The 19642-nt window shown below is 64.5% G+C and carries 20 protein-coding genes; 17 read left to right on the forward strand and 3 right to left on the reverse strand.

The genetic code is table 11. The annotated features are described in order from the left end of the window. Positions 1-4: 4 nt before the first annotated feature. Positions 5-1600 carry an ABC transporter substrate-binding protein gene (locus AB8841_RS13035; protein WP_370436265.1) on the reverse strand — a complete coding sequence of 532 codons (1596 nt, stop codon included), beginning with the start codon at positions 1598-1600 and terminating at the stop codon, positions 5-7. A 204-nt stretch (positions 1601-1804) separates the two neighbouring features. Between AB8841_RS13035 and argH the strand changes: the two genes are divergently transcribed. From argH to AB8841_RS13050, 3 genes are all read left to right on the forward strand, one after another. Further along, complete coding sequence (argH, locus tag AB8841_RS13040; RefSeq protein WP_370436266.1) at positions 1805-3205, forward strand: argininosuccinate lyase; 1401 nt, start codon at positions 1805-1807, stop codon at positions 3203-3205. A gap of 524 nt (positions 3206-3729) precedes the next feature. Continuing rightward, complete coding sequence (locus AB8841_RS13045) at positions 3730-4164, forward strand: Hsp20 family protein (RefSeq protein WP_370436267.1); 435 nt, start codon at positions 3730-3732, stop codon at positions 4162-4164. Between the two features lie 27 nt (positions 4165-4191). Continuing rightward, complete coding sequence (locus AB8841_RS13050) at positions 4192-4458, forward strand: DUF1150 family protein (protein ID WP_370436268.1); 267 nt, start codon at positions 4192-4194, stop codon at positions 4456-4458. A 48-nt stretch (positions 4459-4506) separates the two neighbouring features. Here AB8841_RS13050 and AB8841_RS13055 read toward each other — a convergent pair whose 3' ends face one another. Then, positions 4507-5268 (reverse strand): alpha/beta hydrolase, encoded by a 762-nt coding sequence (locus AB8841_RS13055; protein ID WP_370436269.1) that lies wholly within the window; start codon positions 5266-5268, stop codon positions 4507-4509. A gap of 78 nt (positions 5269-5346) precedes the next feature. Here AB8841_RS13055 and AB8841_RS13060 point away from each other — a divergent pair, with 78 nt between their 5' ends. The 7 genes from AB8841_RS13060 (at position 5347) to pheT (ending at position 12309) form a co-directional block, all read left to right on the forward strand. Further along, positions 5347-6591 (forward strand): glycosyltransferase family 4 protein, encoded by a 1245-nt coding sequence (locus AB8841_RS13060; RefSeq protein WP_370436270.1) that lies wholly within the window; start codon positions 5347-5349, stop codon positions 6589-6591. Positions 6592-6719: 128 nt separating this feature from the next. Then, positions 6720-7250 (forward strand): translation initiation factor IF-3, encoded by a 531-nt coding sequence (gene infC / locus AB8841_RS13065; protein WP_370436271.1) that lies wholly within the window; start codon positions 6720-6722, stop codon positions 7248-7250. A 313-nt stretch (positions 7251-7563) separates the two neighbouring features. Beyond that, positions 7564-7764 carry a 50S ribosomal protein L35 gene (gene rpmI / locus AB8841_RS13070; protein ID WP_109598789.1) on the forward strand — a complete coding sequence of 67 codons (201 nt, stop codon included), beginning with the start codon at positions 7564-7566 and terminating at the stop codon, positions 7762-7764. Between the two features lie 42 nt (positions 7765-7806). Then, positions 7807-8175 carry a 50S ribosomal protein L20 gene (gene rplT / locus AB8841_RS13075; RefSeq protein WP_047187696.1) on the forward strand — a complete coding sequence of 123 codons (369 nt, stop codon included), beginning with the start codon at positions 7807-7809 and terminating at the stop codon, positions 8173-8175. A gap of 177 nt (positions 8176-8352) precedes the next feature. Next, the gene (gene pheS, locus AB8841_RS13080; RefSeq protein WP_370436272.1) at positions 8353-9435 is read left to right on the forward strand and encodes a phenylalanine--tRNA ligase subunit alpha; all 1083 of its coding nucleotides are present in this window, start codon (positions 8353-8355) and stop codon (positions 9433-9435) included. A 14-nt stretch (positions 9436-9449) separates the two neighbouring features. Next, a complete protein-coding gene (locus AB8841_RS13085) occupies positions 9450-9851 on the forward strand; it encodes an integron (RefSeq protein ID WP_370436273.1) in 402 nt (133 codons plus the stop codon). A 34-nt stretch (positions 9852-9885) separates the two neighbouring features. Continuing rightward, positions 9886-12309 carry a phenylalanine--tRNA ligase subunit beta gene (pheT, locus tag AB8841_RS13090; protein WP_370436274.1) on the forward strand — a complete coding sequence of 808 codons (2424 nt, stop codon included), beginning with the start codon at positions 9886-9888 and terminating at the stop codon, positions 12307-12309. A 71-nt stretch (positions 12310-12380) separates the two neighbouring features. Here pheT and AB8841_RS13095 read toward each other — a convergent pair whose 3' ends face one another. Then, positions 12381-13169: a ThiF family adenylyltransferase gene (locus AB8841_RS13095; protein WP_370436275.1), complete on the reverse strand. Its 789-nt coding sequence runs from the start codon at positions 13167-13169 to the stop codon at positions 12381-12383. Positions 13170-13326: 157 nt separating this feature from the next. On the opposite strand from AB8841_RS13095, the gene AB8841_RS13100 reads away from it, so the two are divergent. From AB8841_RS13100 to AB8841_RS13130, 7 genes are all read left to right on the forward strand, one after another. Continuing rightward, positions 13327-14331 carry a BMP family protein gene (locus AB8841_RS13100; RefSeq protein ID WP_370436276.1) on the forward strand — a complete coding sequence of 335 codons (1005 nt, stop codon included), beginning with the start codon at positions 13327-13329 and terminating at the stop codon, positions 14329-14331. Positions 14332-14453: 122 nt separating this feature from the next. Then, positions 14454-15977: an ABC transporter ATP-binding protein gene (locus tag AB8841_RS13105; protein ID WP_370436277.1), complete on the forward strand. Its 1524-nt coding sequence runs from the start codon at positions 14454-14456 to the stop codon at positions 15975-15977. After that, complete coding sequence (locus AB8841_RS13110) at positions 15977-16411, forward strand: VOC family protein (RefSeq protein WP_370436278.1); 435 nt, start codon at positions 15977-15979, stop codon at positions 16409-16411. Before AB8841_RS13105 ends, AB8841_RS13110 begins: the two co-directional genes overlap by 1 nt. After that, positions 16408-17511, forward strand: coding sequence for an ABC transporter permease (locus AB8841_RS13115; RefSeq protein WP_370436279.1), 1104 nt, complete (start codon positions 16408-16410; stop codon positions 17509-17511). Before AB8841_RS13110 ends, AB8841_RS13115 begins: the two co-directional genes overlap by 4 nt. A 2-nt stretch (positions 17512-17513) precedes the next feature. Beyond that, positions 17514-18419, forward strand: coding sequence for an ABC transporter permease (locus tag AB8841_RS13120; RefSeq protein WP_370436280.1), 906 nt, complete (start codon positions 17514-17516; stop codon positions 18417-18419). Positions 18420-18421: 2 nt separating this feature from the next. Continuing rightward, positions 18422-18826, forward strand: coding sequence for a cytidine deaminase (cdd, locus tag AB8841_RS13125; RefSeq protein ID WP_370436281.1), 405 nt, complete (start codon positions 18422-18424; stop codon positions 18824-18826). 9 nt (positions 18827-18835) lie between these two features. Continuing rightward, positions 18836-19642, forward strand: a complete 807-nt coding sequence (locus AB8841_RS13130; protein ID WP_370436282.1) for a purine-nucleoside phosphorylase — start codon at positions 18836-18838, stop codon at positions 19640-19642.

The raw sequence follows: 19642 nt of genomic DNA on the forward strand, positions 1-19642 counted from the left end.
AAAATTAGTTCTTCTTGGCTTGCGCCACGCTGTTGGTATCGAAGGACGGCCCCATGACGAAACCGTCGACGTTCTTGCGCTCCGCAGCCACTTCGATCTGCTGCAGGAACACCACGAACGGGCCGTCGTCCATGACGGCCTGCTGCAGCTCCTTGTACATCTGGGCGCGCTTCTCCGCATCGCGCTCCATCACCGCAGCGCGGGTCTTGGCGGTCAGCGGGCCCGGATCCCACGCGTTGCGCCACGCGAGCGGCTTCGCCTTGGCGTCGTCGGCGTTGTCGTCGTTCGCAGCAAACGTGTCGGCATTGGAGTTCGGGTCCTGATAATCCGAGCCCCACTGGCCGATATAGATGTCGTGCTGGCGGGCGCGATACTTGGTCAGGGTCTGCTTGTTGTCGCCCGGAATGATCTCCAGCTTCACGCCGGCCTGAGCGAAGGTCGCCTGGATGGCCTGGGCGACGCCCGTGATCTCGGGGGTGGAGCGGGTATCCATCGTGACCGTGAAGCCGTCCTTCAGGCCAGCCTTCTCGAGAAGCTCCTTCGCCTTGGCGACGTCGAGCTTGTACGGGGTCTCGTTGATCGCACCCAGGTAGCCCTTGGGAAGGAATGCCTGGTGGACCTCACCCTTGTTCTTCATGATGGTGTCGGCAATGGCCGAGTAGTCCAGGAGATACTTCAGGGCCTTGCGGACTTCGGGCTTGGCCAGGTTCGGGTTCTTCTGGTTGAGGCCGAGATAGTAGACCGTTCCCTTCGGGGCGGAGTCGATCTTGATATCCGGGTTCTTGGAGAGGGCCGTCAGCTCTTCGGGATTCAGGTTGCGGGCGACGTCGACGTCACCCTTTTCGAGGAGCAGGCGCTGCGTCGCGGTCTCTTTGATGTGACGATAGATCACGCGGGCGAGCGGAGCCTTCTTCTCGTAGTGCGGGTTGCGCTCGAGAACGACCACCTCGTTCGCCTTCCAGTCGCGGATGCTGAACGGGCCCGAGCCGGCATAATGCGTCTTGAGCCAGGCATAGCCGAGGTCGCCGTCCTTCTCGTTCTGCAGCACGAGCTTCTTGTCGACGACCGAAGCGACGGTCGACGTCAGGCAGTACAGGACAAAAGTCGGAGCATAGGGCTTGTCGACTTCCATCGTGAATTCGTTGGGACCGGTCTGCTTGATCTTGTCCTTCACGTTGTTCTTGTCGAAGCCGAACTGGCCGAGGATGAAGGCGGGCGACTTGTCGAGGAGGACGGCGCGCTGCAGCGAGAACACCACGTCTTCGGCCGTGAGGGGGTTGCCGGAGGCGAATTTCTTGTTCTGGCGGATCTTGAACGTATAGGTCTTGCCGTCGTCGGAGACGGTCCAGGACTCGGCGACCTCGCCGTAGATCTTCGAGACGTCCTTGACGTCGTAGTTGATCAGCCGCTCGTAGGTGTTGCCCGCGAGCTCCGAGGCGCTGAACTCGAAGATTTCCGCAGGGTCAAGGGAGATGATGTCGTCGATCTGCCAGGCCTGGACCAGGGTGTCCGGAGGCGTCGCCGCCTGGACGGCGTTGAACGAGGTGGCCATCGTGGCCACCATCGCGGCGGATAGGAGGAATTTCGGTAGTCTTTTCATGGGCCAGTCCCCTTCCAGCGCTGGATGCGCTCTTGTGCAGCCGTATGAATGCAAATCACATAGGCGCTGTCGAGTCTAGCGACTGGTTTTAAACTGGCAAACATTGCGCGGTGTGCTTAATGGACGTGCAGCCCTGTTACGCCTTTGCCTCGGCCGACGACCTGTGGCAAAGGCTTAGCGAACGTGAATTCCGGGTGAAACACAGTGTCTGAAGAAGCCAAGAAATCTGGTGCCAACACCATGTGGGGCGGGCGGTTCTCGTCCTCTCCGAGCGCGCTCATGGAGGCGATCAACGCCTCCATCGATTTCGACAAGCGCCTCTATGCCCAGGACATTCAGGGTTCCATCGCCCATAGCGCCATGCTGGCCAGGCAGGGCATCATCGCCGAGAGCGACCGCGAGGCCATCCACCAGGGCCTGCAGAGGGTTCTGGGCGAGATCGAATCCGGCAGCTTCGCCTTCTCCAAGGCCCTGGAAGACATCCACATGAACGTGGAGAGCAGGCTTCGGGAGATCGTCGGCGATCCCGCGGCCCGCCTTCATACGGCCCGCAGCCGCAACGACCAGGTGGCGACCGACACCCGGCTCTGGGTGCGCGAGGCCCATGACCGCGCGGACGAGCAGCTCACCAACCTGATCGGGGCGCTGCTGGACAAGGCGGAGGCCCATGTCGCGACCGTCATGCCGGGCTTCACCCATCTCCAGAGCGCTCAGCCCGTGACCTTCGGCCATCATCTCATGGCCTATGTGGAAATGTTCGGTCGCGACCGCAGTCGCTTCCGCGATTCCCGCAAGCGCCTGAATGAATGCCCGCTGGGCGCGGGCGCGCTGGCGGGCACCTCCTTCCCGATCGACCGGCACATGACGGCGCAGGCCTTAGGATTCGACGGGCCGACCCGCAACTCGCTCGATACGGTTTCCGACCGCGACAGCCTGCTGGAATTCATGGCGGCCGCCTCGATCTGCGCCATGCACCTGTCGCGGCTGGCGGAAGAGATCATCATCTGGATGTCGGCCCCCTTCGGCTTCGTGAAGCTCCCCGACCGCTGGACCACCGGCTCCAGCATGATGCCGCAAAAGCGCAATCCCGATGCGGCGGAGCTGGTGCGCGGCAAGACGGGCCGTGTGATCGGCTCGCTGATCACCCTGCTCACCGTCATGAAGGGGCTGCCGCTCGCCTATGCCAAGGACACGCAGGAGGACAAGGAGCCGCTCTTCGATGCGGCCGACACCCTCGAGATCGTCCTGGCCGCCACCACCGGCATGATCCAGGACCTCGAGCCCGTGCCGGAACGCATGGCGGCGGTCGCCGGGGCCGGGTTCTCCACGGCCACGGACCTCGCCGACTGGCTCGTGCGCAGCCTCAACATTCCGTTCCGGGATGCCCATCACGTGACGGGCCGCATCGTCTCCGAGGCCGAGACGCGCGGCTGCAGCCTCGAGGATCTGCCGCTCGACGTCATGCAGGCGGTCGAGCCGCGCATTCACGAGGGCATCTATGACGTCCTGGGCGTCGAGAATTCCGTCCGCTCCCGCACGAGTTTCGGCGGCACCTCGCCGGATCGCGTGGCCGAGCAGGTCGCCTGGTGGCGCGGCCGGGTCTAGAGCATCGAACGCAAAAGTGGGAACCGGTTTTGCGTGAAAAGATGCTCAAGCAAGGGGAGCATCGGACGTGAAAAGTGGGAACCGGTTTTGCGTGAAAAGATGCTCAACAACATAAACTGACAGCATCGGACGTGGAATCAGCGCTTGTGGCCCCTGGCGGCCCAGGCGTGCCGATAGATGGATGATGCCGTCGGATTGCGTGGGAAGCGTTTCACGCTATCTTTCGCGCGGAGCGGAGCGATCTTCTTCCCGTGGCGCCGTGCAATCGACCGGCGCGGGAGACTGCCCTCCCAGGAAAGGGCCCCAATAATCGTCGAAGTCGCGAACGACGGTGGGGGCGTCGATGGCGCGATCATAGGTCAGAACAGGTGACCGAATACTATACCACGGGAACGAGCTGCCGAGGTCTTGATCCGCTCGGGAACCATATCCATATTGCCGATAGCGGCTCGAACAGAGCCGCGTGAGTGCCGCATGAGCGGGCTCACAATCAACCGAAGTGCCTCTAACCTTGGGCTTCGAATATGTCGCGTCAGTCGCCGTTTGGGCATCCGTTTCTGTTAGGCTTCGACGAGATCGAGCAGGCGCTCGACCGGGTCGCGAAAGCAGCTGGAGACGGCTATCCTCCCTATAATATCGAGCGTTTGGCTCGAACCGAGCGCGCTCCCGAGCGTCTGCGCATCACCTTGGCTGTCGCTGGATTCACCCAGGATCAGCTGGAGGTGACCCTGGAGGAGAACCAACTCGTCATCCGGGGACGTCAGTCCGACGACAAGACCAGGCACTTCCTTCATCGCGGCATCGCCGCCCGTCAGTTCCAGCGCACCTTCCTCCTCGTCGAAGGCATGGAGGTTCTGGGTGCCGACCTGTCCAACGGCCTGTTGTCGATCGATCTTGTCCGGCCCGAGCCGGAGCGGATCATTCGCAAGATCAACATCAGCGCCCCGGACAAGCTGTAGCGGCAGCGTCCGCATAAGGAGATGGCCATGAACCACGACATCAACAATCATGCCGGTCAGCCTTTGGATGTGGCTGAGCTGGCGACCCTTGGCCTCGGCGAGATGGCTTATGTGAAACCGTTGCGCTCGGACGATGTGGCGCGGCTCTTCCCGGAGGCTCCCAAACTCCGGCCGGGAATGGAGCTCTTTGCTCTTCTGTCCGCCAGCGGGCAGCCCATCGTGCTGACGGATTCCCGCGATGCCGCGGTCGCCAATGCCTGGGCGCACGATCTGACCACGGTGAGCCTTCACTAGCATGCCGATGGCGGGCCGGAGTCTCCGGCCCGCCATCGGGTCATGAGATCAGGCAATCGCCTCGATCGCGACGATCAGGCGCTCCAAATCCTCGTCCCGGGAGAGCCGATGGTCGCCATCCTTGATGAGGGTGAGCGAGACGCTGTCCCCGGGCAGGTGCTCCACCAGTTCGAGAGCGTGGCCCCACGGTACGTCCGGATCTTCCATGCCCTGCAGAATGTGGACGGGGCAGCCGGCCTGGATCGGTTGTCCGAGGAGAAGATGGCGACGTCCGTCCTCGATCAGCGTCTTCGTGATGGGGTATGGATCTTCCGAGTAGGCGGACGGGCGGTAATAGACGCCCGTTTCCTCGAGAGTTCGCCTGAGGTCCTCCGGAAAACGGTTCCACATCAGCTTTTCCGTCATGTCCGTGGCCGGCGCGATGAGCACGATGCCCACAGGGGCGAGGGCGGGGTGCCGCTCCAGGAGGTGGCGTGTGGCGAGAAGGGAGATCCAGCCGCCCATGGAGGAGCCCACGAGAATGGGGCGTTCCTTGAGGAACTCCGTCATGACGGCAAGCGTCTCTTCCAGCCACCGGGAGATGGTGCCGGCTTCGAAATCACCCCCGGATTCGCCATGGCCGCTGTAGTCGAAGCGCAGATAGGTGCGGCCTTTGCGTTCCGCCCAGGAATCGATCAAGCTCGCCTTGGTGGCTCGCATGTCGGATTTGAAGCCGCCGATCCAGACCACCGGGGGACCCTTGCCCTCGCGATGGAGCACGGCGATCCGGCGCTCGTTCGCATCGGAACCGACTGTGACGCTTTGCTGCATGGTTAACCTGTCCTCAACTGCTTTGAAGCAAGGGTTTAATGCGATTCTGTCAACATCTTCGAGAAGGCTCTTACATCGGTGAGTTTTTCAGCGCGACCCGGCGGAGGAGCGGCATTCCCGTCGTCAAATGTTCATCCCCTGGCAGGCCGGACCATCCTGCAGATCATCCCGGAGCTTGAGGCCGGCGGGGCGGAGCGCACCACGGTGGATATCGCCGAGGGCATCGCCCATGCGGGCGCTCGCGCCCTGGTCGCCACCGAGGGCGGACGGCTCGTAGGCGAACTCCAGGCAAAGGGCGGGATCTGGATTCCGTTCCCGGCGGCGACCAAGAACCCTGTCTCCATGCTGCTCAACGTGCGCAAGCTCGCCAAGATCTGCCACAGAGAGGGCGTGTCCCTGATTCATGCCCGGTCGCGGGCCCCGGCCTGGGTCGCGCTCGGCGCCGCGCGCAGCCTCAACCTGCCGTTCGTGACGACCTACCATGGCAGCTATTCCGGCCGCTCCTCGGTGAAGGTGCTCTACAACTCGGTCATGGCCCGGGGCGATGTGGTCATCGCGAACTCGCAGTATACGAGCAACCTGATCCGCTCTCACTACCCCCAGGCCGCGGACAGGATCGGGGTGATCTACCGGGGAACGGACTTCCTGCAATTCTCGCCTTCGGTTGTGGCGCCGGAGCGGATCGAGGCCTTGCGCCAGGCCTGGAAGGTCGCCCCGCACGAGCGCGTGGTGCTGCTCGCCGCTCGCCTGACGGGCTGGAAGGGCCATAAGGTTCTCATCGAAGCAGCGGCCAAGCTGCGCGACGCAGGCGTGACGGATGTCGCCTATATCCTGGCGGGCGATCCGCAGGGCCGGGATTCCTATGTAAGGGAGCTGGAGAGCCTGATCGAGGCCAAGAAGCTCAAAGGGATCGTGCGTCGGGTCGGTCATTGCACCGACATGCCGGCGGCCTTCCTGGCGGCGGCGGTGGTGACGGTTCCGTCGACCGAGCCGGAGGCCTTCGGCCGCTCAGCCGTCGAGGCGCAAGCCATGGGCACCCCGGTAGTGGTCTCGGAACTCGGGGCCGTGCCGGAGACGGTTCTCGCCCCGCCCGCCGTTTCGCCTCAGGACCGGACGGGCTGGCGGGTTCCGGCGGGCGATTCAAATGCGCTTGCCGAAGCGGTCGGGGCCGCGCTGAACCTGGGCGCCAGCGCGAGAATCGCCCTGGGAACCCGGGCGAGGGCCCATGTGGAGCGTCACTTCTCGCTCGAACGCATGGTTTCGAGCACTCTGAATGTGTATTCCGCCCTTCTGGATAACTGGTCAGCCCACAGAACAAGTTGACTTCCCGCCATTTTGCGCGAAATGTCAGATCATTCATGGCAAGGTTGAGCATGCTGTAGAGGCTTTTGGAAAAAGGTCTCCCCCCTCAACTGAGCCTCAAACAGGAGATAAAAGCCATTCGCCGTCCCATGAGACCCTTGCCGGTGCCGCAAAAAGAAGGCCCGCGCGCAAACCGTGACATTCGCGGCGTCCGCGAAGTTCAGCTGATCGATGATACCGGACAGAATCGGGGCGTCATGCCCTTCTTCGATGCTTTGCGCATCGCCGAGGACGCTGGCCTCGATCTGGTGGAAATCTCGCCGAACGCGACCCCTCCGGTCTGCAAGATCCTCGATTACGGCAAATTCCGCTTCCTGGAACAGAAGAAGGCCGCCGAGGCGCGCAAGAAGCAGAAGACCGTTGAGGTCAAGGAAATCAAGCTGCGCCCGGGCATCGACGACCACGATTACGACACCAAGATGAAGGCCATGAAGGGCTTCTTCGAGGAAGGCAACAAGGTCAAGATCACCCTGCGCTTCCGCGGCCGCGAGATGGCGCACCAGGATCTCGGCCTGAAGGTTCTCGAGCGTGTGAAGGCCGATGTGGGCGATCTCGCCAAGGTCGAACAGGAGCCCAACTTCGAGGGCCGTCAGGTCGTCATGGTGCTGGCGCCCCGTTAAGGGATTCTAGCGCATCGCGCGGCCCTTCGGGTCCGCTCAAACGATGCGCCATTTCCAAAAAGGAAGCATCGGATGGATCCCAAAAGTGCAAATCCACTTTTGGGATCCATCCGATGCTCTGGACCCAGGCAAATTCATGGCCCCTGAGTTTCGGGGCCATTGCTTTTTGGGCGGGCTTCTGCCATAAGCCGCCCTTCATCGAACCGCCCGGCTGTTAGGGCTGCCGTGGCGGTTCGTTTTGCTCACAGCAGCAAAGAATGGGCCGAAGGGGCGGTTAGAAGCCGCTCCGCAGGCCTGACCAAAGGAGAGCCAAATGCCCAAGCTGAAGACGAAATCGGGCGCGAAGAAGCGCTTCAAGATCACTGGCACCGGCAAGGTCGTTTACGCCCAGGCCGGCAAGCGCCACGGGATGATCAAGCGGACCAAAAAGCAGATCCGCAACCTGCGCGGCACCACGACGATGTTCGAGGGCGACGCCTACAACGTGAAGAAGTACTTCCTGCCGAACGGCTAAGGCGGTCTTTCCCCACATCCCGGATTTTGAAGGAGTTTTTCCATGGCCCGCGTCAAACGGGGCGTTACCGCCCACGCCAAGCACAAGAAGGTTTTCAAGGCTGCCAAAGGTTTCTACGGCCGCCGCAAGAACACGATCCGCATCGCCAAGCAGGCGGTCGAGAAGAGCATGCAATATGCCACTCGCGACCGTCGCAACAAGAAGCGCACCTTCCGCGCTCTCTGGATCCAGCGCCTCAACGCTGCGGTTCGCCTGCATGGCCTGACCTATTCCCGATTTATCGACGGTCTCGGCAAGGCTGGGATCGAGGTCGATCGCAAGGTCCTGTCCGAGCTGGCCATCCACGAGCCGGCGGCTTTCGCCGCTTACGTGGAACGCGCCAAGGCCGCCCTGCCGCAGCAGGCCGCTTAAGTCGGATAGACTAGCTTCGGTGCGGCTGGCTCGTTCAGCCGCACCACCTTAACCCCCTTCTCCGAGACCATCCGCGCTGACGGCTGAAAGCTGTCGGTTGCGACCACGCGGCTCGGACGACTTCACGGTTCCCGCGCCGCGCCTCACTTGAAAGCGCTTGCATCTGGCAAGGGACCGATGACCGATCTCAACCAACTCGAACGTGACCTGATTTCCCAGGTCGAAGCCGCCGGCGACGAAGCGGCTCTTGAAGCCGTGCGCGTGTCTGCGCTCGGCAAGAAGGGCTCCGTCTCCGAACTCCTGAAAACCCTCGGCTCCATGACGCCGGAGGAGCGCAAGGAGCGCGGTCCGCTCATCAACGGCCTGCGCGACCGGGTCCAGGGCGCCATCGCCGGGAAGAAAGAGACGCTCGCCGAGGCGGCGCTCGAGGCGCGCCTTGCCGCCGAGCGCATCGACGTGACGCTTCCCGTACCGGAGGCGCCGGAGGCCCGCGGTCGCATCCACCCGATCAGCCAAGTGATCGAGGAGCTCACAGCGATTTTCGCCGATATGGGCTTCTCCGTGGCCGAAGGCCCGGATATCGAGACGGACTACCTCAACTTCACGGCGCTGAACTTCCCCGAAGGCCACCCGGCGCGCGAGATGCACGACACCTTCTTCCTTGCCCCCGACGAGAAGGGTGAGCGCAAGGTGCTGCGCACGCATACCTCGCCGGTGCAGATCCGCACGATGTCGGGCCAGCAGCCGCCGATCCGCGTGATCATCCCGGGCCGCACCTATCGCCACGACTCGGACCAGACCCACACGCCGATGTTCCATCAGGTGGAAGGCCTCGTCATCGATAAGCAGGCCAATATCGCGCATCTGAAGTGGATTCTCGAAGAGTTCTGCAAGGCGTTCTTCGAGGTCGACCAGGTGAAGATGCGCTTCCGCCCGTCGTTCTTCCCCTTCACGGAGCCTTCCGCCGAAGTCGACATCCAGTGCTCGCGGAAAGGCGGCGAGATCCGCTTCGGAGAAGGCGATGACTGGCTCGAGATTCTCGGCTGCGGCATGGTGCATCCGAACGTGCTCAGGAATTGCGGGCTCGATCCCGACGAGTACCAGGGCTTCGCCTGGGGCATGGGCATCGACCGCATCGCGATGCTGAAATACGGCATGCCGGATCTGCGCCCATTCTTCGAGGCCGATGTGCGCTGGCTGAACCATTACGGTTTCCGCCCGCTCGACATCCCGTCCCTCGTCAGCGGCTTGACGAGCTAAGGGAGATAAGGGCCGTGCGGCACCTTCCGATCATTCTCGCGGGTTCATTTATGGCTCTTGCCGGTGCCGAGGCGCGCGAATCCATGCTCGATGTTTCGGTCATGGTCGGCGGCAGCGGCAACTTCGATGCATGCTCGCAGGTGGGGCAGATCGTTGGTCTCGATCCCAAAGGCGACGGTTTTCTCTCGGTCCGCAGTGGGCCGGGGGGCAAGCCGTACCGTGAGATCGATCGGCTCTACAACGGCAACCGGGTTTTCCTTTGTGGCCAGAAGGGCCCTTGGCTTGCCGTCGTTTACGGGCAATCTCCCGATGCTGCCTGCGATGTCAGTACGCCATGGCCCGTTCGCCGGCCCTATACAGGACCCTGCTATGCTGGCTGGATCCATTCCCGTTACGTCCGGGTCATTGCCGGATAGCTGAACAAGCCTTCCAAGGCACACGAGATTAGCGATGAAATTCACCCTCTCCTGGCTCAAAGATCACCTCGACACCACGGCGTCTCTCGACGAGATCGTGGAGACGCTCACGCGCATCGGCCTCGAGGTCGAAGGCGTGGAGGACAAGGCGAAGACGCTGGCGCCCTATACGATCGCCTACGTGATTTCCGCCGAGCAGCATCCCAACGCCGACCGCTTGCGCGTGTGCATGGTCGATACCGGCTCCGACAAGCCGATCCAGGTCGTTTGCGGCGCGCCGAACGCCCGCACGGGCATGAAGAGCGTGTTCGCGCCTCCCGGCACCTATATCCCGGGCAAGAACATCACGCTCGGCGTGGGCACCATTCGCGGCGTGGAAAGCGCCGGCATGCTGTGCTCGGCGGCGGAGCTCGAAATCTCCGATGATCACGACGGCATCATCGAGCTGCCCGGCGATGCGCCGGTCGGAACGGCTTATGCGGCCTATGCGGGCCTCGACGATCCGGTCATCGAGATCAACCTTACGCCGAACCGTCCCGACTGCACCTCGATCCACGGCATCGCCCGGGATCTCGCAGCCGCTGGTCTGGGCACGCTGAAGGGCGATGCCATTCTGCCGATTCAGGGACAGGGCGCGTGCCCGGTTTCGGTGACACTCGATTTCGCCGAAGGCGACGAGAAGCTCTGCCCGGCCTTTGCGCTCCGCCTCGTGCGCGGCGTGAAGAACGGCCCGTCACCGGAATGGATGCAGCGCCGTCTCATCTCCATCGGCCTGCGGCCGATCAATGCGCTCGTCGACATCACCAATTACGTCACCTTCGACCGGGGCCGGCCGCTCCACGTGTTCGACGCCAAGAAGGTGAAGGGCAACCTCACGGTTCGCCGCGCGAAGGACGGCGAGGAGGTGCTGGCGCTCGACGGCCGCACCTACAAGCTCGATTCCGGCACGGTAGTGATCGCGGACGAGAACGGTGTCGAATCCATTGCCGGCATCATGGGTGGCGAGCATTCGGGTTCGGACGAGGGCACCACGGACGTGCTGATCGAGTCCGCACTCTGGGACCCGCTGAACATCGCCCAATCGGGCCGCAAACTCGGCATCATCACCGATGCCCGCTACCGGTTCGAGCGCGGCATCGATCCCGCCTTCACGCGGCCCGGGCTGGATCTCGCCACGCAAATGGTGATCGATCTTTGCGGCGGTGAGGCGAGCGAGGCCGTGACGGCCGGTCGGGTTCCCGACGAGACCTGCGTCATCGAATTCCCATGGTCGGAAGTGCCGCGCCTGTCGGGCCTCGATGTGAAGCCTGCCGAGTCGGAGGAGATCCTCAGGAAGCTGGGCTTCCAGGTTGAAGGTGCGGGCGAGCGCGTGACCGTGACGGCGCCCTCCTGGCGTCCCGATATCGACGGCAAGGCGGATCTCGTCGAGGAGGTCATCCGCATTGCCGGTGTCGACCGTATCGAGCCTCAGCCCCTGCCGCGCCTCGAGGCGGCCGTCGCGAAGCCCATCCTCACGCTCATCCAGAAGCGCACCCGCCTTGCCCGCCGGGCGCTTGCCGTACGGGGCCTAGTGGAGGCCGTCACCTGGTCCTTCATCGCGAAGGAGGAGGCCGGGCTCTTCGGCGGCGGCCAGCCGCAGCTTGCGCTCGCCAATCCCATCGCGTCGGATCTCTCCGACATGCGCCCGAGCCTGCTGCCCGGTCTCATGAAGGCCGCACAGCGCAATGCGGATCGCGGTTTCGGTGACGTGGCGCTCTTCGAGGTCGGCCAGACCTTCGCGTCGGATGCGCCGGAAGGCCAGTCCATCAAGGCGGCTGCCGTGCGGCGCGGCACGGCCCGTGCCGAGGGCGTCGGCCGTCATTGGGATGGCGGAGCCCAGAGCGTCGATGCCTTCGACGCGAAGGCGGACGTGATGGCCCTGCTGGGGGCTCTCGGCATTCCGGCCGGCGGCCTCCAGATCGTTCCCGGCGGTCCGGCCTGGTTCCATCCCGGTCGTTCGGGCACGCTCCAGTTTGGTCCGAAGAACGTCATCGGGGCGTTCGGCGAGGTCCATCCGAAGATTCTGAAGGCTCTCGATCTGAAGGGGCCGCTGGTCGCCTTCGAGCTCAATCTCAACGCGCTTCCGCCGCCCAAGGCGAAGCCCACGAAGATGAAGCCGAAGCTGAACCTGCCCGACTTCCAGCCGCTCACCCGCGACTTCGCCTTCGTGGTCGGCCGTGACGTAGCGGCAGGCGACATCATGAAGGCAGCCCAGGGTGCCGAGCGTCAGCTGATCGTGGGCGTCGACGTGTTCGACGTGTACGAGGGCACCGGCATCGAGCCGGACAAGAAGTCGGTGGCTATCGCCGTCACCCTCCAGCCCCTGGAGAAGACGCTGACCGACGTGGAGATCGAAGCCGTCTCGGCCAAGATCGTCGCCGAGGTCTCCAAGAAGACCGGCGCGGTGCTGCGCTCGTAGTCTTCGTCAATGTGTCGTTCCGGGCGCAGTCCAGCGCATCGTGCGGTCTTCGGGTCCGCTCAAACGATGCGCTAGGCCGCGCCCGTCGCTTTCCTGCCGTTGAGCGGGTTCGTCTCGTCCCATCCGTAGCGGATGGTGTCGAAGCGCATGGAGCGCGCGTCGACCATCAGGAGGCGCCCGACGAGGCTCTCCCCGAAGCCCACGATCTCGCGGACCACCTCCATGGCCATCAGGCTTCCCATCACGCCCGCCAGCGCCCCCAGCACGCCGGCCTCCGCGCAGGTCGGGATCGCGCCTGGCGGCGGTGGGGAGGGAAACAGGCAGCGATAAGTCGGATTCGGCGCGCCGTCAGGGCCGCTCTCATGCGCTTTGATGATCGTCAAAGAGCCGTCGAACTGCCCCAGCGCCGCCGTGACCAGGGGTTTTTTCTCGCTAAAACAGGCATCCGACACCGTATAGCGGGCTTCGAAATTGTCCGTTCCCTCCGCCACGATGTCGTAGCGGCGGATGAGCTCGCGGGCATTGCCGGGCGTCAGGCGCAGGTTATGGGTCTCGACCGTAACGTGAGGGTTCAGGCGCAGGACGGCCCTGGCCGCACTCTCCACCTTCGGGGCCCCGACATCGGGGGTTCCGTGGATCACCTGGCGCTGAAGGTTGGAGAGGGACACCGTGTCGTCGTCGACGAGCCCGATGGTGCCCACGCCCGCAGCCGCCAGATACTGGATCAGCGGCGCGCCCAGGCCCCCCGCGCCGACCACGAGCACGCGGGCGGCCTTGAGCTTGAGCTGCCCGGGTCCGCCGACGTCCCTCAGGACCAGGTGGCGGGCATATCGGTCGATTTCGTCGGATGTCAGGGGCATGGAGGAGACCATAACGCGGGGACCGCGGCTATCAACCATTCCTTGCAGGAAAGTAACATCATGGCTTGACAGGGACCTTGGCGTCATGACCCTTCCCATGCCATCGTCACGGGGCAACCGGAGACGAAAATCCGGCGACAGACAGGGAACATTGCCGATGACAGTCACCAAGTTCGGCCTCGCGCTCGCAGGCCTCGCCTTCACAGCTTCGGCCGCCTTCGCGCAGCAGGCGGATTTCAAGCCCGCCGTCGTCTACGACCTGGGCGGCAAGTTCGACAAATCCTTCAACGAGGGCGTTCACATGGGCGCCGAGAAGTTCAAGAAGGATACGGGCACCGAGTACCGCGATTTCGAGCCGCAGAACGACGCCCAGCGCGAGCAGGCCCTGCGCCGCTTCGCCCGCGACGGATACTCCCCCATCGTCGCCGTCGGCTTCTCCCAGGAGACCGCGCTGAAGAAGGTCGCCGAGGAATTCCCGAACATCAAGTTCGCCATCATCGATGCCGTCGTCGAGAAGCCGAACGTGCAATCCATCATCTTCAAGGAGCACGAGGGCTCGTTCCTGGTCGGCCTGCTGGCCGCGAAAGCCTCCAAGACCGGCAAGGTCGGCTTCGTGGGCGGCATGGATATCCCGCTCATCCGCAAGTTCGCCTGCGGCTACGTCCAGGGCGTCAAATACGCCAACAAGGACGCCGAGGTGTTCCAGAACATGACCGGCACCACGGGTGCCGCCTGGAACGATCCGGTGAAGGGCGGCGAGCTCGCCAAGGGCCAGATCAGCCGCGGCGCGGACGTGATCTACCACGCGGCCGGCGGCACCGGCATCGGCGTGCTGCGCGCTACAGCCGATGCGGGCAAGCTCGGCATCGGCGTCGATTCGAACCAGAACAGCCTGCACCCGGGCAAGGTGCTGACCTCCATGGTCAAGCGTGTGGACGTGGCCACCTACAACACCTTCGATCAGGCCAAGAAGGGCACCTTCAAGGGCGGCCTTCAGGTCCTCGGCCTGGCGGAAGACGGCGTGGCCTGGTCGCTCGACGACGACAACAAGTCGCTCATCACGGACGACATGAAGGCCGCGGCCGACAAGGCTGCCGCCGACATCAAGTCCGGCACCATCAAGGTCCACGACTACATGTCGGACTCCAAGTGCCCGATGTAGGCTGACGCCTCGTTCCGGCCGCAGGCTTCTCCGAAGGGCCTGCGGCCGTATCCATTTTAGGTTCATGCGTTTTCCGATAAGATCCGCCTTCGTCTTCCTTGCCGGACAACCCCTAGAGGCCGATGTCTCCCGCCATTGAACTGATCGCCGTCAACAAGAGCTTCGGCGCCGTCCATGCCAATCGGGACGTGTCCTTGAGCGTCGAGCGCGGCACGATCCACGGCATCGTGGGCGAGAACGGGGCGGGCAAGTCGACCCTCATGTCGATCCTCTACGGCTTCTACGAGGCGGATACGGGCGAGATCCGCGTGAACGGCACGCCCACCCGCATCCGCTCCTCCAATGATGCGATTGGGGCCGGCATCGGCATGGTCCACCAGCACTTCATGCTGGTCGAGCCGCTCACCGTGGTCGAGAACGTGATGCTCGGCGCCGAAGGAGGCGCCATGCTGCGTGCGGGCGAGGCCAAGGTTCGCAAGGAGCTCGCGCGTCTTGCCAAGGATTACGGCCTCGACATCGACGCGGACGCGACCGTCGGCGAACTCTCCGTCGGTCTGCAGCAGCGCGTCGAAATCTTGAAGGCCCTCTATCGCGGTGCCGACATCCTCATCCTCGACGAACCGACTGCCGTGCTCACGCCGGCGGAGGCGGACGCCCTGTTCGCGCTGCTCCGCTCCCTGAAGCAGCAGGGCAAGACCGTCATTCTCATTACGCACAAGCTGCGCGAAATCATGGCGGTCACGGACCGTGTCTCCGTCATGCGGCGCGGCGAGATGGTGGCGACCGTCGAGACGGCAGGCACCTCTCCGCCCGAACTCGCGGAGCTGATGGTCGGCCGCCGCGTGCTGCTGCGCGTGGAGAAGACGGAGAGGGCGCCCGGCGCCCCCGTCCTGGAGGTGCGAAACCTCTCGGTCGTCGACTCGCGCGGCGTGCTGCGGGTGGCCGATGCGTCCCTGACCGTCCGCGCGGGCGAGATCGTCGGCATCGCGGGCGTTGCCGGCAACGGACAGAGCGAGCTGTTGGAGACGATCGCCGGCATGCGCCGGCCCGTGCTCGGTGCCATTTCCGTCGAAGGGCGCGAGATCCGATCCTCGCAGCACGATCCCCACCGAATGCGCGAGCTCGGCCTGCTGCATGTCCCGGAGGATCGCCTGCGCATGGGTCTCGTTCCGACCTTCCCGGCTTTCGAGAGCGCGATCCTCGGCTTCAGTCATGAGCCGCAGCTCGGTTCGGGCCCGCTGCTCGACCATGACCGCCTCGTGGCGGATCTGACGAAGACAATGGAGCAGTACGATGTTCGCCCGCCCGCGCCGCGCCTGAAGACCTCGAACTTCTCCGGCGGCAACCAGCAGAAGATCGTGCTGGCCCGCGAAATCGAGCGCAACCCGAAGGTGCTCCTGGTCGGCCAGCCGACGCGCGGCGTGGATATCGGGGCCATCGAGTTCATCCACCGCCGCCTGATCGCGCTTCGCGATTCCGGCGTCGGCATTCTTCTCGTGTCGGTGGAACTCGACGAGATCATGCATCTTTCCGACCGCATCCTCACCATGTGCGGCGGCCGGATTACGGGCGAGCGCAAGTGCTCGGAAACGAACGAGCAGGATCTCGGGCTTCTCATGGCCGGCGTAAGCGACGAGGCCGCCTAATGCAGCCGCGACTGTCGCTCGTCACCCTCGGCGTCTCCGATCTCGAGAAGTCCCGCGCCTTCTACGAGGCCTGGGGCTGGAAGGCGTCGTCCGCCAGCCAGCCCAGCGTCGCATTCTTCCAGGCGAACGGTCTCGCGCTGGCTCTTTTCGGGCGGGCGGATCTCGCCAAGGATGCGGGCGTCGAGGACAGGCCGACCGGCTTTGCCGCCGTCACGCTCGCCTACAACGCGCGTTCGAAACAGGAGGCCGACGAGGTTTACGCCCGCGCCGTCGCGGCGGGCGCGAAGGCCGTGAAGCCGCTGCAGGACGTCTTCTGGGGCGGCTATTCGGGCTATTTCGCCGATCCCGACGAACACCTTTGGGAGGTGGCCTGGAATCCCTTCTTCCCTCTCGATGAACAGGGCCACCTGTTTCTGCCGGATCATCTGACGTGAGCGCTCCCATCGACATGCCCAAATGGGCCGACACGGTCCTCGTGCCCGCGACCTCGGTCGTGGCGGCCTTTCTGATCGCCGGCCTCGTGGTGCTCAGCATCGGCGAGAATCCACTGACAGCCACGCGGTATCTTCTGCAGGGGAGCCTCGGGAGCGGCGAAGGCCTGGGCTTCACCTTGTTCTATGCCACCGATTTCATCTTCGTGGGGCTTGCGGTGGCCGTCGCCTACCATGCGGGCCTGTTCAATATCGGCGGGGAGGGCCAAGCGACGCTGGCGGGGCTGGGCATTGCGCTCGCGCTCAACAACCTCACGTTCCTGCCGGGCTTCCTGCTCGTCCCCATCGGCATTCTCGCGGCCGCGGCGTTCGGCGCGACCTGGGCCGCGGTCCCGGGCTACCTGCAGGCCAAGCGCGGCAGCCACATCGTGATCACCACGATCATGTTCAACTGGCTCGCCAGCGTGCTGATCGTATACCTGCTCGTCAACGTGCTGCGCGAGCCGCAATCCATGAACCCGGAAACGCGCGCCTTTCCGGACGCCTCGTACATTCCGTTCATGCACGAGGCGTTCGCCTGGTTCGGCGTCACGATCCCGGCTTCGCAGCTCAATCTCACCCTCGTGCTGGCGCTGGTCTCGGCCTATCTCATCTGGCTTCTCATCTACCGCTCGCGCCTCGGCTATGCGATCCGCGTGGTGGGCTCCAGCCCGACGGCCGCGGTCTATGCGGGCATTTCGCCCGAGCGCATCATCATCATCGCAATGGTCCTGTCGGGCGCGCTCGCGGGAGGGCTCGCGGTCAACGAGCTCATGGGCTACCAGCACCGCCTGCTTCTGGAATTCACCTCCGGCTACGGTTTCGTCGGCATCGCGGTCGCTCTCATGGGGCGCGCGCATCCGGTCGGCATCGTCCTCGCCTCGCTCCTGTTCGGCATTCTCTACCAGGGCGGCGCGGAACTGGCTTTCGAGCAGCCCAACATCACCCGCGACATGGTGGTGGTGATCGGCGGCATCATCATTCTGTTCGCGGGGGCTCTCGACGGTCTCTTCCGGCGGCTCGTGGCGCATCTGCTGTCACGCCCCAAACTGGCGGGACTGTGAGCATGGATCTCGGCATCATCGCAACCATTCTCGACTCGGCGCTGCGCCTGTCCATTCCGCTGCTCGCCGCGTGCCTCGCCGGACTCTGGTCCGAGCGGTCGGGCGTCGTGGATATCGGACTCGAAGGCAAGATGCTGGCCTCGGCCTTCGCGGCCGCGGCGGCGGCTTATGCGTTCGGCTCCGCGTGGATCGGTCTCGTCTTCGGAATCGCCGCCTCGGTCGCGTTCGCCCTCATTCACGGCTTCGCCTCCATCAGCCAGCGCGGCAATCAGATCGTGTCCGGCGTCGCCATCAACATGCTGGCCGCGGGCCTCACGGCCATCGTCGGCAATGCGTGGTACGGGCAGGGCGGCCGCACGCCGCCGCTCGAGGGCGAGCAGCGCTTCGACGGCATTCTCTTCGGCCATTCCGTTCTGGTATACCTCGTGCTGCTCGCCGTGCCGCTCACCTGGTACGTGCTCGGCCGCACGCGCTTCGGGCTTCGCCTGCGCGCGGTCGGCGAGAACCCGGCCGCGGTCGACACCGCCGGCATTTCGGTGGCGGGCCTGCGCTATTCGGCTGTCGTCATCGGCGGAGTCCTCTGCGGGATCGGAGGAACCTATCTGTCGGTCGCGCAGGCGGCGGGCTTCCTGCCCAACATGACCGCGGGACGAGGCTTCATCGCCCTTGCGGCCCTCATCTTTGCCAAGTGGCGCGCATGGCCCGCGCTCGGCGCATGCTTTCTCTTCGGCTTTCTCGATGCATTCGCCAATCAGCTCCAGGGACGCTCGCTCCCGGGGATCGGCGAGGTGCCGGTGCAGGCCATTCAGGCGCTTCCCTATCTCCTGACGGTCATCCTGCTCGCCGGCGTCATCGGCAAGGCCATCCCACCGCGCGCCGCGGGCGTGCCTTATGTGAAGGAGCGTTGATCATGGCTTCCCTCGACAGCCTGTTCGAAGCGGCCAGGACGATTCAGGCCAAAGCCTATGCCCCCTATTCGCGCTTCAAGGTCGGGGCCGCCATCGCGACGCCCGACGGGCAGGTCTTCACGGGCTGCAATGTCGAGAACGCGGCCTATCCGGTCGGCTCCTGCGCGGAGGCCGGCGCGATTGCCGCCATGATCGCGGGCGGCCAAAGCCGCATCGGCGAGATCGTGGTGATGGGCGAGGGCGAGAGCCTCTGCACGCCGTGCGGCGGCTGCCGTCAGCGCATCCGTGAATTCGCGGCGCCCGACACCCCCATTCACGTCGCGGGCCCGGAGGGAATCCGCCGGAGCTTCACCCTGGACGAGCTGTTGCCCTTCTCGTTCGGACCCGACAACCTGACGGACAGGTGAGGGTCGGTCATGCTCCAGCAAGTTCAAGAGGCCGCCGAATTCCTGCGGGCCCGCGGCTTCGACGGCCGCTTCGACGCCGCTTTCGTGCTCGGAACGGGCCTGGGCACTCTGGCCGATGAGGTGAGGGATGCGGTGAGCCTTCCCTATTCCGAGATCCCGCATTTTCCGAAAAGCGGCGTCTCCGGTCACGCGGGCAGGCTCGTGGCCGGCACGCTCGAAGGCAAGCGTGTCCTCCTGTTCCAGGGCCGCGCGCATTACTACGAAACGGGCGATGCCGGTGCGATGCGGCTTCCCGTTGCCGTCGTCAAGGAGCTCGGCATCCCGGTGCTGGTCGCCACCAACGCGGCAGGTTCCGTGCGCGCCTCGATCCGTCCCGGCAGCCTCGTGGCGATCGGCGACCATCTCAACCTGGCCGGCGCGAACCCGCTGCTGCGCGATCACACGGAAGGCCGCTTCGTCTCCCTGACGGGCGCCTACGATCCCGTTCTGCGCGACGCTCTTCAGCGCGCTGCGGAGCGGAGCGGCATCGATCTGCCCGAGGGCGTCTATGCCTGGCTGTCCGGTCCGAGTTTCGAGACGCCTGCCGAGATCCGCATGGTGCAGATCCTCGGCGGCGATCTCGTGGGAATGTCGACCGTGCCGGAAGTGATCCTGGCGCGGTATTACGGCCTGCGGGTCGCTGCAGTCTCGGTCGTCACCAATCTCGCCGCAGGCATCGAGGGCGCATCGCCCTCGCACCAGGAAACCAAGGATACGGCCGCGGAGGCCTCCGATAAATTCAAGCGTCTCATTCGTTCATTCGTTGCGGAGCTTTGA

Source organism: Microvirga sp. TS319, from assembly GCF_041276405.1.
Classification (GTDB): domain Bacteria; phylum Pseudomonadota; class Alphaproteobacteria; order Rhizobiales; family Beijerinckiaceae; genus Microvirga.

What these genes read in the sequence shown, in the direction of transcription:
- AB8841_RS13035 (WP_370436265.1), bottom strand. Translation starts at nt 1,600, where the DNA reads ATGAAAAGACTACCGAAATTCCTCCTATCCGCCGCGATGGTGGCCACG.
- AB8841_RS13045 (WP_370436267.1), top strand. Translation starts at nt 3,730, where the DNA reads ATGTCGCGTCAGTCGCCGTTTGGGCATCCGTTTCTGTTAGGCTTCGAC.
- AB8841_RS13050 (WP_370436268.1), top strand. Translation starts at nt 4,192, where the DNA reads ATGAACCACGACATCAACAATCATGCCGGTCAGCCTTTGGATGTGGCT.
- AB8841_RS13055 (WP_370436269.1), bottom strand. Translation starts at nt 5,268, where the DNA reads ATGCAGCAAAGCGTCACAGTCGGTTCCGATGCGAACGAGCGCCGGATC.
- infC (WP_370436271.1), top strand. Translation starts at nt 6,720, where the DNA reads ATGAGACCCTTGCCGGTGCCGCAAAAAGAAGGCCCGCGCGCAAACCGT.
- rpmI (WP_109598789.1), top strand. Translation starts at nt 7,564, where the DNA reads ATGCCCAAGCTGAAGACGAAATCGGGCGCGAAGAAGCGCTTCAAGATC.
- rplT (WP_047187696.1), top strand. Translation starts at nt 7,807, where the DNA reads ATGGCCCGCGTCAAACGGGGCGTTACCGCCCACGCCAAGCACAAGAAG.
- pheS (WP_370436272.1), top strand. Translation starts at nt 8,353, where the DNA reads ATGACCGATCTCAACCAACTCGAACGTGACCTGATTTCCCAGGTCGAA.
- pheT (WP_370436274.1), top strand. Translation starts at nt 9,886, where the DNA reads ATGAAATTCACCCTCTCCTGGCTCAAAGATCACCTCGACACCACGGCG.
- AB8841_RS13095 (WP_370436275.1), bottom strand. Translation starts at nt 13,169, where the DNA reads ATGCCCCTGACATCCGACGAAATCGACCGATATGCCCGCCACCTGGTC.
- AB8841_RS13100 (WP_370436276.1), top strand. Translation starts at nt 13,327, where the DNA reads ATGACAGTCACCAAGTTCGGCCTCGCGCTCGCAGGCCTCGCCTTCACA.
- AB8841_RS13105 (WP_370436277.1), top strand. Translation starts at nt 14,454, where the DNA reads ATGTCTCCCGCCATTGAACTGATCGCCGTCAACAAGAGCTTCGGCGCC.
- AB8841_RS13110 (WP_370436278.1), top strand. Translation starts at nt 15,977, where the DNA reads ATGCAGCCGCGACTGTCGCTCGTCACCCTCGGCGTCTCCGATCTCGAG.
- AB8841_RS13120 (WP_370436280.1), top strand. Translation starts at nt 17,514, where the DNA reads ATGGATCTCGGCATCATCGCAACCATTCTCGACTCGGCGCTGCGCCTG.
- cdd (WP_370436281.1), top strand. Translation starts at nt 18,422, where the DNA reads ATGGCTTCCCTCGACAGCCTGTTCGAAGCGGCCAGGACGATTCAGGCC.
- AB8841_RS13130 (WP_370436282.1), top strand. Translation starts at nt 18,836, where the DNA reads ATGCTCCAGCAAGTTCAAGAGGCCGCCGAATTCCTGCGGGCCCGCGGC.